The following is a 13,892-nucleotide window of genomic DNA, read 5'->3' as shown; positions in this document are numbered from 1 at the left end:
ATGGAGACATTAATAACCATCCTAACAGGTGTGTTAGTATCAGTTGCTACCTATTTGATTTTATCTAGAAGTTTAATACGGGTTGTTTTGGGTACTGCTGTTCTTTCCCATGCAGCTCATTTATTGATTATGACAATGGGTGGTTTAAAAACCGGAGGTGTGCCAATCCTAGGAGGAGAAGATGGTGAAGCCTATGTTGACGCGCTCCCACAGGCGCTTATTCTAACGTCTATTGTTATTAGCTTTGCAGTAACTGCAATGTCACTTGTTTTAGCTTACCGTACTTACCAGGCGACAGGGACAGATAAATTGAATGAAATGCGAGGGATAAAACATGAATAATTTGCTTGTCATGCCAATGGCTATCCCTGTCCTGGCGGGTATTCTTTTGATCTTCCTAAGGCCTTATGTAAAGGCGCAGCGGTGGATTAGTTTCTTTGTCATGATTGCGAATATCGGGATATCTATTTATTTGTTAAATTGGATTCAGACAGATGGCGTACAGCGACTTGATTTTGGAGGCTGGCAGCCACCGTTTGGAATCTTGTTTGTTGCTGATTCGTTTTCCGTTATCTTAGTATTAACCACAAGTATCGTCACAGCCATCTGCTTACTATATGCTTTTTCGTCAGTGGAAAAGTCTTATGAAAATATGTTTTTCTATTCGTTTGTAAACTTTTTAGTTGCGGGTGTGAACGGTTCATTCTTAACAGGCGATTTGTTTAACTTATATGTCTGCTTCGAGGTTATGCTTTTAGCTTCATATGTGCTGATTGCCCTTGGAGGTAGAAAGGTACAATTGAGAGAATCGATGAAATACCTTGTGATTAATATTCTATCTTCCTGGTTCTTCTTAATTGCGATTGCTTATTTATACGGTACGCTTGGAACGCTCAATATGGCGCATTTGTCCGAAAGAATTGCTGAGAGTGGGCAAACGCCTCTCTTAACCGTAATCAGTATTGTCTTTTTAACGGTATTTGCTTTGAAATCAGGGCTCTTGCTTTATTTCTGGCTACCTGGATCATATAGTGTGCCGGCGACTGCTGTTTCGGCATTGTTCGGAGCATTGCTTACAAAAGTAGGTATTTATGTCATGATTCGGACGTTTACCTTATTGTTTTATCATGAACAACAAATTACCCATTTGTTAATTGGTATCTTGGCAGGATTAACCTTGATTGGTGGTAGTATTGGAGCGATAGCGTATAAAGATATTCGGCAAATTGTTGCATATAACGTTATCATTGCGGTTGGTTTTATTCTGGTCGGACTTGCAGTAGCGACTCCAGAGGCGTTGGAAGGATCGATTTATTATTTAATGCATGACATGATTGTTAAAGCATTATTGTTCTTGCTTGCAGGAACGATGATTATTGTAACTGGTGAAACGCGAATTGATTATATGAGTGGTCTAATTCGCAATTATCCACTATTCGGTTGGATTTTCTTTATTGTTATGCTTTCTCTTGCTGGAGTTCCTCCGTTAAGTGGATTTATCGGAAAAGTGCTAGTAGGACAAGGTGCGGTTAATAGTGGATCGTATATTTTGCTTGCTTTAGCGTTTATATCCAGTATTTTTGTTCTCTATTCCTTGCTGCGCGTCTTCTTAAACTGCTTTTGGGGAGAGACGATTATTAGTGAGGAAGATGAAATTCCAATGAAAAAAGGCTGGCTTATCCCATGTGTTCTGCTGACTGCGGGAACCGTTATTTTAGGATTGGCCGCTGAACCACTTGCAATTTATGTGCAAGATGCAGCGAATACATTGATGAATCCCCAAATTTATATTGATGCGGTTTTAAATGATTAACCAATTACTAAGAAGTCGTTCATACTACAAGAGGAGGTGGATTTAGAATGCCCGCCCAATTTTTATTAAACGTGTTTATCGCAGTGCTTTGGACATTAATTAGTGATGAAACAGAATTGAAATTTACAACGTTAGTGACAGGGTATTTGGTTGGGATTGTTATCGTTTTTCTGATGCACCGTTTCTTTGGACAACGCTTCTACCTCACTCGGTTTTTTGCATTGGTTAAGCTAATCCTAATTTTTAATCGTGAATTATTCCATTCAACAATACTTGTTATTAGACATATTCTAAGTCCAAAAATTAAAATTAAGCCCGGGATATTCAAATACGAAACAGTCTTAAAAGGGGAATGGGAAGTAACTGCTCTCGCCCTATTATTGACATTAACACCAGGGTCGGTCGTAATGGAAGTGAACCCGGAAGGAGATACTTTTTATATTCATGGAATGGATGTGGAAGAATCGAAAGATATGCTGATTACATCCTTAGGTAAATTTGAGAAAGCGATTATGGAGGTGACGAGGTAATGATTGAAGTGATGCTTATCACGGCTTTATCACTTTACGGAATCGCAATTGCGATAAGTGCTTATCGAATCGTCATCGGTCCAAGTCTGCCAGATCGTGTTGTTGCTCTGGATATGATTGGAGTAATGCTCGTATCCAGTATCGCGGTTATATCCGTATTGCTAGGGACCACGGCTTTTTTAGAGGTAATTCTTATTTTAGCGATTTTAGCGTTTATTAGTACGATTGCCTTCTCCAAATATATCGAGAGGGGTGTTATCATTGAACGTAAACGAGATAAGTGAATTTATTGCTGCTGTATTAATGCTGGCGGGATCAATAATGGCTGTCATAAGTGCTGTTGGAATTATTCGTTTTCCTGACGTCTATACACGTTCACATGCTGGGACAAAAAGTTCAACGTTAGCTGTGCTATTAACATTACTCGGTGCATTTCTATACTTTGCGATAGCTGAAGCGTTTGTAAGTGTCAGGCTTTTATTGGGGATTCTTTTTGTATTCCTGACAGCCCCGGTAGCGGGTCACTTAATCATTAGAGCTGCTTACCGAGCGCATGTTGAAATGGCAGACATTACGATAGAAGATGAGTTGAAGGAAGTTATTTCGCAAAAAGAAGAAGAGAAGGATCAGTCCCATTTGCGTTAACTGTTCGAGACCTTTATGCATAAATCATTTAAAATAAGGCGTCTGATGCACTTGTGTGTGCTTCGGGTGCCTTTTCTTTGTTTTATTAGAAAATAGGCTATAAAGTGGCTTAAAACACGTTCTAGGATAATCTAGAGGTTTATTTGGTTAGAGCCTTTGATTCAGCACCTTGAAAAAACATTTGTGAATCACTATTTGGTAAAAAAAGAATAGTGATTATAGTATACTAGTCCATAAGAAGAGAAACAGATTGGAGAATGATTTGTATGGGTGAACGTTTCAAAATTCAACGTCCAAAGCTATCGGGAGCATTACAGGAAAAGGTATTTCAGTATGATGAAGAAATATATTATAACCGGTGTATCATTAAAGATTGTCACATTGATGGAGAAGGGATTGAAAGCATTCGATGTGACGAAGTTATTTTTAAAAATGTTACCTTTGATGCGCTGTCTTTTCGTAAAGCAGATTTACTAGACTGTGTTTTTGACCATTGTGATTTAGCGAACGCTGACTTCAGTGAAGGAAGTATTCATCGAGTAGAATTCAAGGATTCTAAGCTAATAGGGAGTAACTTTGCTGACGCTTCGTTGGAAAATGTATTGTTTGTCTCTTGTCTAACAAAACTGAGTACATTTGGTTTTGCGAATTTGAAACAGGTAGCGTTTCAAAGCAGTTCGTTAAACAGTGCTGATTTTTATGAATGCAATTTTCAGCGTGTGGCATTTACGGAATGTAATTTGGATGAAGTAAACTTTGCGAATACATCGTTAAAGGGAGTTGACCTAAGTACATGCACCTTTGAAGGGCTTCAAGTGACATGGGATAGCTTGCCTGGATGTATCGTTACAGAAGAACAAGCATTAGCCTTTGCGCGTGTGATTGGACTAGAAATAAAGGTATAACATTAGGAAAAGAAGGGTGGACACAACCTTCATGAATCAAGTGAGAAAGCGATGTGCAGTTATTGCGAAGCATCGATTATTTCGAAATAGCATTATCGGATTAATTATTTTGAATGCGATATTAGTTGGTCTTGAGACATATCCATACTTTATAGTAAACTATGCAACAATCTTATACATAGCTGATCAAGTATTGCTTTGGGTTTTTACGGTAGAAATTCTCATTCGATTAACTGGGAGTAATTCCATTCGATCATTTTTTCGAGAGCCATGGAATCTATTTGATTTTGTCATTATTCTAGGGGGACATGTATTAATTGGGGCACATTATGTTACGGTATTAAGGATTTTACGCGTATTGCGTGTTTTGAGAGCCATTTCGGTTATTCCATCCCTTCGAAAGATGGTAAATGCGCTGCTCCTTACGATCCCATCAATGGGGACGATCTTGCTATTGCTGGGTATTTTCTTTTATATTTATGCTGTTATTGGCACAATGCTATTTCAAACAACTGCTCCAGAATATTTTGGAACCCTGCATGACACGTTGCTAACGCTTTTTCAACTGTTAACACTTGATTCCTGGTCAAGTGGTGTCATGCGACCGCTATTAACAGCAGAGCCGTTTGCATGGGTATACTTTTTCTCCTTTGTTATCATTGGTGCGTTTGTAATCATTAACCTCTTCGTTGGAGTGGTTGTTAATAACGTTGAGGAGGCAAACCGGGAGGAGACACCTTCACCGACTGATGAAAAGCTAGCCGAGATGCAAAAGGAGCTGCAGGATATTAAAAAGCTACTGGAAAAGAAGTCTGGGTAAGTGGTTGTGGTCTTACAATGTAAAGCAAGCCTGATCCTATAAAAAAGGATGCAGGCTTGTTGTTTATTTATCCATTAGCTCAGCGACAATTTCATAAGAGCGCAGGCGATCTTCTAGATGGTAAATCTGTGAGCTGATAATCATTTCATCAGCTCCAGTTGCTTCTTGGAAAGCAATTAATCCTTTCTTTACTGTGTCGGGACTACCGACAATTGTTGTACGAGGATCGAGTGATTCTTCTACCGCTGCTTTTTCCATTGGTGACCAAATTTCATCGATATTATCAATTGGCGGCTGCAGTTTCTTTTGCTCACCACGTCTCAGGTTTAGAAACTGCATACGATGCGAACTAGCTAGATACTGAGCCTTTTCATCTGTTTCAGCTGCAATGACATTTACACCAACCATTGCATACGGCCTTTGCATCACATCCGAAGGTTGGAAACGATCACGATACAGCTGTAAAGCTGGGATGGTATATGCTGGTGCAAAATGACTGGCAAAAGAGAAGGGCAATCCCTTTTGGGCAGCAAGTCGTGCACTAAAATCACTGGAACCAAGCAACCAAATTGGAATCGAGAGCCCTTGTCCAGGAACCGCTCGAACACGTGATACTGGTTCTTCTGAAAAATAATCCTGCAGCTCGTTCACTTGCATTGGGAAGTCCTCTGGTCCCATATTCAAGGTCCGGCGCAATGCGTAAGCTGTTGCTTGATCGCTTCCGGGTGCACGACCTAGTCCAAGATCGATTCGCCCGGGGAATAAAGATTCTAGCGTGCCGAATTGCTCCGCGATGACGAGGGTTGCATGGTTCGGAAGCATGACACCACCTGCACCTACGCGAATATGCTTTGTATTTCCAGCGATATGGCCGATGAGCACGGACGTTGCTGAGCTAGCAATGCCCGGCATATTATGGTGCTCTGCTAGCCAGAAGCGGTTAAATCCCCACTTTTCCACATGCTGAGCAAGTTCGACACTCTCTTTAAAGGACGCAGTAGCATCACTTCCTTCTGTTATTGGTGCTAAATCAAGTACAGACAAAGGAATATTATTAAACGTATTTGTAGGATGCGCAGTCAAAATTTTCCCTCCTAGATATATGGTTATTAGTAAGAAATGATAAGTGTTTTTAGGAGGATAGTCCAATAATTAGCTTGTTATGGATAATTTATCGAATGCGAAAAACAAAAAGAACAAAACAGATGTTGGGAATCGTAAAATATCTGTTTTGTTCTTAAATCAATCCTGCGGTTCATCTTGTATTAGCAGTTGCATGCTATGTACACCATTGTTGATTCGTCATTCACTTTTGTTCATTAGCTGCTTCCATTCGCTATCCAACACTTTTGTAAGCTTTCGATAATTGGAAGAAACGGTTGTAGCAGTTGTCTCATACTCCTTGGCGAGCCGACTTTGGGTAGCGGGCTCTTCCTGAAACTTATCCTGTACAAAGTAGTCGAGTGCCGCGGCGTAGGAACCGAGTTTTTTAAATGTTGGATTCTCCTTGGAGCAGTAAATGTTCCAGAGCTTAACACCAATTGAGATAATTTGTTCATCCATTCCTTTTTCCTGCATCTGCTTTTCGAATAGTTCTGCAACCTTTTCCTGTGCTGGATTTGGCCACTCAAATTTAGGGTCTTCATATACTAGGATATCAGCTAAAAGGGCTGGGAAGTTTTCTGCTAGACCGCCTTCCATACGAGCGTAAGATTTGGTCATCGCTATAATTTTCTCCCTGTCTTTATCGAATAATTCCACCATTGTAAACAGGAAGTTGTGATAACCGACATATGGAACGGTAACGCCAATAGCTAGATTTCCTGCTTTAAAGTCATCCTCTTCCGTAAACGGAATGATATAGTTTTCATCTGTTAAGACATCACGCAAATGAGCCTGCTGTGCTTCTTTATCAATGGTAAGAATGTCGAATATACTTGGAACCGTGTTTGCCCAGGCTGCGAATGTATTTTTTGTATTTGTGTATCTCATTTTTGATTCCTGTTTTTGATAAAATGTTGCAAAAATCGTTTGGTCATTCTTCAAAAATGGAAGATTCGGTATCGCCCAAAACGTTAGGCCTGCCATGTAAATCTTGGATAGTTCCTCATTTTCTCCAATGAATGGCTGAGGATATCGTAGAGTTAGCTCCTCTAGTTCTGATTCGTATTGTTGCATGGCGAAGGAAATTAGTTTTATATGGAAATTCTCTAATTCCGAATTGTAAACTTCAGGACTTATTGTAGTAACATTTGAAGATCCGCAGCATTTTTTGTATTTTTTGCCACTGCCACATGTACATGGATCATTTCTTTTTGGCTTGTTCAAAGTAACAACCCCTTCTTATAGTAATCTCTTTTAGGTACGCACACTTATTATAATTTAATTCCATCGAAAGACGAATCAATGGTATTTAATAAAAAGCGAAAGCAGATAGAAAAGCTTAAAACTTTTCTATCTGCAAGAATGAAGAATAACCTATTCATCTTGATGCAATTTATATTTTCTTCTTGCTTTGAATTCGGTGTATAGTATTGCTTTTGATGCAGAATCAACAAACAGATACATTCTGGAACGCTAACAAGGCTATTATACCATCATTTGCTGTTGATGACGTTAACGTATTAAAAGATAAAATTTTCTAACGTTAATATAGGTGTGTTTCGAGCGCGAGAAAAAGGAATATATTCCTAATTAATCTCTTTAGAAAATATGATTCATAACAAAATGGCATTAATTATCTAAGAAAATGTAAAAAAAGTGATTGAATTCCAAAACCCTTGGTACGCATGGGTTTTTACCAAAAAAAAATTACAAAAAACCAAAATGTAATCGTTTACATTAACAAAAAATGTAATCTGAATTTTATGTTAACAGATTTTTTGTGATATAATATCGAACACAGATGAAGAACCTGTTTATAGTGCCAGTTTCTTTATGATGTATGACAAATAAGAGGGAGGAGAGCTGTTGTGATGACAAGGAATGGATTCCCAAAACAACAGGGCCTATATCGACCTGATTTCGAGCATGAGGCATGTGGTATAGGCATGATTGCGAATATTAATGGCAAGAAAACCCACAATATTGTCCAAAACGCGATTAATATTCTATGCAATTTAGAGCATCGTGGAGGACAGTCTGCAGATACAAGTACTGGAGATGGCGCAGGAATAATGACACAAATACCTGACCGTTTTTTTCAAAAGCAGTGCGCGAAGGAAAACATCGACCTTCCTCGTGAAGGAGATTATGGGGTAGGGATGGTATTTTTACCCCGTGACCGGCAACTTCGTATGATATGCAGAAAGATAATTGAACGTATTGTGCAAGAAGAAGGGCAAACCTTTTTAGGGTGGCGTCCTGTTCCTACAAATGAATCCTTCATCGGTATTGTCGCGGCGAAAAGTATGCCCACAGTCCGTCAATTTTTCATCCAAAAGTCGGATGCTATAAAAGATCAAATGGCCTTCGAACGTAAACTGTATGTTATCCGGAAATATATCGAGAAAGTCGTTGCAGAAGAACCGAAATACGAAGATGTTTATGTTTGCAGTTTATCGACACGTACGATTGTGTATAAAGGAATGCTTATTCCAGAACAATTGGATGCCTTTTATATTGACTTGAATCATCCGGAGTTTAAATCTGCTTTAGCACTCGTGCATTCACGCTTTAGTACAAACACTTTTCCAAGCTGGAAAAGGTCTCACCCGAATCGATACACCATACACAATGGAGAATTTAATACGTTACGCGGAAATGTAAATTGGATGCAGGCTCGTGAAAAGCTTTGTCAGTCTGAATATTTCACCGAAGAAGAGCTAGAGAAAATCTTGCCGGTACTCGATGTTGATGGCAGTGATTCATCCATTTTTGACAATACTTTTGAGTTTCTGCATCTATCAGGAAGATCACTCGCACACAGCGCCATGATGATGGTACCAGAACCATGGTCGAATGATGCGATGATTCGCGAAGAAAAGCGTGATTTCTATGAATACCATAGTACCTTAATGGAACCCTGGGATGGGCCAGCAGCACTTGTATTCACAGATGGCAATCAAATCGGAGCATGTCTCGATCGTAATGGGCTCCGACCTGCAAGGTACTATGTAACAAAGGACGGCATGATTGTCCTTGGTTCTGAAGTAGGGGCATTGGATATCTTTGCAGACGATATTTTGTACAAAGATCGATTGACACCTGGGAAAATGCTGCTCGTTGACTTGGAAAAGGGTGTCATTATTCCTGATGAAACGATTAAAATGCAAATCGCATCCGAACAGCCATATAAGAGCTGGTTAGAAAACAAAATCAAACTGGAGGATTTGCCAGATGGGCATCAGAAAGCTCCGCTGTATCATGGGGAGGAAATACTCAAGCAGCAATTGGCGTTTGGCTATACACGTGAAGAACTAACTAAAATAATGAAGCCTCTCGTATCAGAAGGAAAAGATCCGATTGGTTCTATGGGGTATGACTCTCCGTTAGCTGTCTTATCTAGAAAACCACAGCTTCTGTATAACTATTTTAAACAGCTCTTTGCACAAGTTACGAACCCACCACTGGATGCGATTCGGGAAAAAATTATCACGATGGCAGAAACAACGATTGGAGCGGAAGGGAATCTCGTACAGCCAACAGCAGAAAATTGCCGGCATATTCGATTGAACACACCTATTTTACGAAATGAGGAGCTTGAGAAGATACGACAGCAGCAGTTGAAGGCATTTCGGACCATAACATTGTCCTGTCTTTTTGATGCAGCAGAAGGCCAAGGTAATATGGAATCAGCCCTAGAAGCGTTATTTGACAAAGCGGATGCGGCTATCGATGCAGGAGTTACAATACTCATCCTCTCTGATCGGGGAGTTTCAAAAGATAAAGCAGCGATTCCTGCATTACTAGCTGTATCCGGTTTGCATCATCATTTAATTCGTAAAGGAGTTCGTACACAAGTAAGCCTGCTTGTAGAGTCTGGTGAACCCCGAGAAGTGCACCATTTTGCTGCGCTAATCGGATATGGGGCGGAAGGGATTAATCCGTATCTAGCATTGAACACCTTTACTGAATTAATCGAAAAAGGTGAGTTGGAAGCTGTTACGGAAAAACAAGCACATAAAAGATATGTATCATCCGTTACAGACGGGATAATTAAAATCTTATCGAAAATGGGTATTTCAACAATTCAAAGCTATCGGGGTGCACAAATATTTGAAGCGGTCGGTATTCGTGATGATGTAATTGACAGGTTTTTTACAGGAACTGCTTCTCGACTTGGCGGGATTGGCCTAGAGATAATTGAAAAAGAAACGCTAATAAGACATGATATTGCTTTTCAAACGAACCGTGGGGGAAATAACAACCTGCCAGCGGGAGATGAATTCCAGTACCGTGAGAATGGTGAAGACCACCAATATAATCCGAGGACGATACAAACATTGCAGCATGCTGTCCGCAGCAATAACTATGAGCTATTTAAAACATATTCAAGCATGCTCACGGATGATTCGAATAATCTGCAATCCCTTCGTGGTTTGGTACGTTTTAAAAAACGTACACCTGTACCAATCGAAGAAGTGGAACCAATTGAAGCGATTGTGAAGCGTTTTAAAACAGGGGCGATGTCCTTTGGTTCAATTAGTAAAGAGTCGCATGAAGCCTTAGCAATCGCAATGAACCGGCTTGGAGGCAGAAGTAATACCGGAGAAGGTGGAGAAGATTCGAATCGTTTTCTGCCTGATGAGAATGGAGATTTAAGGAGAAGTGCAATAAAACAAGTTGCCTCCGGACGTTTTGGGGTAACGAGCAATTATTTAGTCAATGCCGATGAGATTCAAATTAAAGTTGCTCAAGGGGCAAAGCCAGGTGAAGGTGGTCAGCTGCCTGGAGAGAAGGTATACCCTTGGGTAGCAGAGGTTCGTGGTTCCACTCCGGGTGTTGAACTAATCTCACCTCCGCCACACCATGATATTTATTCGATTGAAGACCTTGCTGAGCTGATTTTCAATTTGAAAAATGCTAATCCAAATGCTCGTATTAGTGTAAAACTCGTTGCAGCAGTTGGTGTCGGAACAATTGCAGCAGGTGTTGCAAAAGGCCGTGCGGATCATGTTGTGATCAGTGGTTATGATGGTGGGACTGGCGCCGCGCCGCGCACAAGCTTAAAGCATACCGGACTGCCGTGGGAAATTGGTCTAGCTGAAACACATCAAACGCTGCTTTTAAATGGATTGCGTGACCGGATTACAGTGGAGACAGACGGGAAAATGATGACGGGCAGGGATGTAGTCGTTGCTTCCTTATTAGGCGCAGAAGAATATGGATTTTCAACAGCACCACTCGTTGCATTAGGCTGTGTCATGATGCGAGTCTGTCATTTAGATACATGTCCGGTAGGAATTGCAACGCAAAATCCGGAATTAAGAAAGAAATTTAATGGTGACCCAGAACATGTTGTAAACTTTATGCGATTCATTGCTGAAGAAACAAGAGAATTAATGGCAGAGCTTGGTTTTCGAACTATAAATGAAATGGTTGGAAGATCGGATGTGCTCGAGACAAACAAACTAGATCATTGGAAAGCAAAGGACTTAGACTTATCGGCATTACTTTATCGTCCAGAGCTGCCATTTGAAATTGACCATTATGCAACCAAAAGTCAGGATCATGGTATTGAGAAGACGTTGGATTATCAAGAGCTTATTCCGATTTGCGAAACAGCAATTGAGGAAGGGAACCCAATTGAATTTACCGTTGCTATTCGTAATATCAATCGGGTTACGGGAACACTCCTCGGTAGTGAAATAACAAAACGGTACGGTGAAATGGGCTTGCCCGAGGATACAATTAAATTGAATTTCAATGGGTCCGCTGGTCAAAGCTTTGGTGCATTTATCCCGAAAGGAATGACGCTTAACCTTATTGGTGATGCGAATGATTTTGTTGGTAAAGGTTTATCTGGAGGTAAGATAGTTGTCAAAACAGCTCCGTCTGTAACCTTCCGACCAGAGAAAAATACGATAATTGGAAATGTTGCATTTTACGGCGCATCAAGCGGAGAAGCTTATATCCGTGGAATTGCCGGAGAGCGTTTTGCGGTAAGGAACAGCGGTGCAACGATAGTGGTAGAAGGTATTGGTGATCATGGCTGTGAATATATGACAGGTGGAAAAGTTATTATCCTTGGTGGAACCGGAAGAAACTTTGCGGCAGGAATGTCTGGTGGCGTCGCTTATGTCTTTGATGAAGATAATACATTCCGTGATCGGATGAATCCTGCCATGGTAAATGTCGGCAGGGTTGATGATCCTGAGGAATTGGATGCTATTTATCAACAAATCGAAAAGCATATTAGCTACACAGACAGCGCTCACGCTACAAGAATACTTGCTTATTGGGAAAATTACTCGAAGCAATTTGTCAGAATCATTCCGAAAGCTTATGTGAAAATGAGGGAACGAATTAACTACTTGTTGGATAGTGGCTTAGATAAATTTGAAGCAGAAATGACAGCTTTTAAGGAAAGCAAAGGTAACGTTGCAGAAAAGAAGAATCGTAAACTAGAAATCATCTAGATGAAAATGTTTAAAAAGTGTGTGTTCAAAAAGGAGGGGGCATTAAATGGGGAAAGTAACCGGATTTATGGAATATGAACGGGAAACTCGTTCGGTAAGAAATCCCAGAGAGCGAATACAGGACTGGGATGATTATACAATACCGATGACGGACAAAGTGGTACAGCAACAGGGGGCGCGTTGCATGGATTGTGGTGTGCCTACCTGCCATTCTGGGATGGAAATTAACGGGGTAACATCAGGTTGTCCAGTTTACCATCTTATCCCAGAATGGAATCAGCTTGTTTACGAAGGGAAATGGAAAGAAGCGCTTGACCGTGAGCATCAGATGAATAATTTTCCCGAATTTACAGGGATTGCATGTCCGGCACCATGTGAGGGGGCATGTGTCCTTGGAATTAATGAACCTGCTGTGGCAATTCGAAGCGTGGAACGTTCTATCATTGAAAAGGGATTTGCTGAGGGGTGGGTCGTTCCTAAACCTCCCAAAACCCGGACGGGAAAACGTGTTGCCGTTATTGGCTCTGGACCAGCAGGGCTTGCAGCTGCAGATCAATTAAATAAAGCAGGACATTCCGTAACCGTATTTGAGCGTGATAAGCGTGTTGGCGGGCTCCTAACCTATGGAATTCCAGAAATGAAGCTTGCATATGAGATTGTAATGAGACGTGTGGTAATTTTGGAGCAAGAGGGCATCGAATTTATTACGAATACAGAAGTAGGAAAAGATGTAACAATTGATGATTTAAGTGCTGATTTTGATGCAACCATCTTGTGCGGCGGTGCTACTCTGCATCGTGATATGCCAGTTGAAGGCAGTGATTTAAAGGGGATTTACCCTGCAATGGACTTTTTACATGCCAATGTGGAAAGCTTGCTTGATTCCAATCTAGAAGATGGTAATTATATTTCTGCAGCGGATAGGGATGTTATTGTGATTGGTGGGGGAGATACAGGAACCGATTGCTTAGCAACCTCTGTCAGACATAATTGCAGGAGCCTTACACAGTTTGATATTTACGAAAAGAAAAATTTGCTGCGTGAGGAAGAGACCAATCCATGGCCGCAATACCCAAAAATTCACCGTGTCGAGTATGGACATACAGAAGCAGAAGCGTTTCAAGGTGAGGACCCAAGGGCATATGCTGTGCAAACAACGAGATTTGTTGGTGATGAAAATGGTCACGTAAAAGAAGTGCACACGATAAACGTAAAAACACGCTACGAACGCGGTAAAAAGATTCGTGAGGCAATTCCGGGGACTGAAAAAGTATGGCCAGCAGACCTTGTATTAATTGCCATCGGATTCAAAGGACCTGATCAAGATTTAATTAAGCAGCTAAAGATAGAAACAACAAAAAGCACGACTGTAAAAGCAACCTACGGCAAGTTTACAACGAATGTGGAAGGTATATTTGCAGCCGGTGACATGCGACGTGGTCAGAGTCTTATTGTATGGGCAATTAATGAAGGAAGAGCAGCCGCAAGAGAATGCGACCGATACCTAATGGGTGAAACGATACTGCCATAATTGGCATTAAAAGACATGCTGTACTTATGCAGCATGTCTTTTAATGCTTATAGCATTGTGCTGTGAAT

11 protein-coding genes are annotated in these 13,892 nt (G+C 40.7%); 9 read left to right on the top strand and 2 right to left on the bottom strand.

The annotated features are described in order from the left end of the window. The 7 genes from MHH64_RS00430 (at window position 1) to MHH64_RS00400 (ending at window position 4,713) form a co-directional block, all read left to right on the top strand. Window positions 1-342, top strand: a complete 342-nt coding sequence (locus tag MHH64_RS00430; RefSeq protein WP_095314126.1) for a Na(+)/H(+) antiporter subunit C — start codon at window positions 1-3, stop codon at window positions 340-342. Beyond that, entirely contained in the window at window positions 335-1,813 is a 1,479-nt protein-coding gene (locus tag MHH64_RS00425; protein ID WP_095314128.1) for a Na+/H+ antiporter subunit D, read from the top strand. The genes MHH64_RS00430 and MHH64_RS00425 overlap by 8 nt, the downstream gene beginning before the upstream one ends. 47 nt (window positions 1,814-1,860) lie before the next feature. Then, entirely contained in the window at window positions 1,861-2,343 is a 483-nt protein-coding gene (locus MHH64_RS00420) for a Na+/H+ antiporter subunit E (RefSeq protein ID WP_095314129.1), read from the top strand. Then, window positions 2,343-2,627, top strand: coding sequence for a Na(+)/H(+) antiporter subunit F1 (locus MHH64_RS00415; protein WP_095314131.1), 285 nt, complete (start codon window positions 2,343-2,345; stop codon window positions 2,625-2,627). Before MHH64_RS00420 ends, MHH64_RS00415 begins: the two co-directional genes overlap by 1 nt. Then, the gene (locus MHH64_RS00410) at window positions 2,605-2,988 is read left to right on the top strand and encodes a Na+/H+ antiporter subunit G (RefSeq protein ID WP_095314133.1); all 384 of its coding nucleotides are present in this window, start codon (window positions 2,605-2,607) and stop codon (window positions 2,986-2,988) included. The genes MHH64_RS00415 and MHH64_RS00410 overlap by 23 nt, the downstream gene beginning before the upstream one ends. Window positions 2,989-3,254: 266 nt before the next feature. Then, the gene (locus tag MHH64_RS00405; RefSeq protein ID WP_095314135.1) at window positions 3,255-3,893 is read left to right on the top strand and encodes a pentapeptide repeat-containing protein; all 639 of its coding nucleotides are present in this window, start codon (window positions 3,255-3,257) and stop codon (window positions 3,891-3,893) included. 31 nt (window positions 3,894-3,924) lie between these two features. Then, on the top strand, window positions 3,925-4,713 hold the full coding sequence (locus MHH64_RS00400; RefSeq protein ID WP_095314137.1) for an ion transporter: 789 nt from the start codon (window positions 3,925-3,927) through the stop codon (window positions 4,711-4,713). A 63-nt stretch (window positions 4,714-4,776) separates the two neighbouring features. Here MHH64_RS00400 and MHH64_RS00395 read toward each other — a convergent pair whose 3' ends face one another. Both MHH64_RS00395 and MHH64_RS00390 read right to left on the bottom strand, forming a co-directional pair. Further along, the gene (locus MHH64_RS00395; protein WP_340003241.1) at window positions 4,777-5,799 is read right to left on the bottom strand and encodes an LLM class flavin-dependent oxidoreductase; all 1,023 of its coding nucleotides are present in this window, start codon (window positions 5,797-5,799) and stop codon (window positions 4,777-4,779) included. Window positions 5,800-6,015: 216 nt separating this feature from the next. Then, window positions 6,016-7,041: an SEC-C metal-binding domain-containing protein gene (locus MHH64_RS00390; protein WP_095314139.1), complete on the bottom strand. Its 1,026-nt coding sequence runs from the start codon at window positions 7,039-7,041 to the stop codon at window positions 6,016-6,018. Window positions 7,042-7,688: 647 nt separating this feature from the next. Here MHH64_RS00390 and gltB point away from each other — a divergent pair. After that, the gene (gene gltB, locus MHH64_RS00385; protein ID WP_340003240.1) at window positions 7,689-12,293 is read left to right on the top strand and encodes a glutamate synthase large subunit; all 4,605 of its coding nucleotides are present in this window, start codon (window positions 7,689-7,691) and stop codon (window positions 12,291-12,293) included. 46 nt (window positions 12,294-12,339) lie between these two features. Continuing rightward, window positions 12,340-13,824, top strand: a complete 1,485-nt coding sequence (locus MHH64_RS00380) for a glutamate synthase subunit beta (protein ID WP_340002464.1) — start codon at window positions 12,340-12,342, stop codon at window positions 13,822-13,824. Window positions 13,825-13,892 lie beyond the last annotated feature (68 nt).

Origin of the sequence: Oceanobacillus sp. FSL K6-0127 (assembly GCF_037983385.1) — a bacterium.
Classification (GTDB): Bacteria; Bacillota; Bacilli; order Bacillales; family Amphibacillaceae; genus Oceanobacillus; species Oceanobacillus profundus.
Note: the sequence above shows the minus strand (reverse complement) of the source record. Positions and strands in the feature narration are given on the sequence as shown.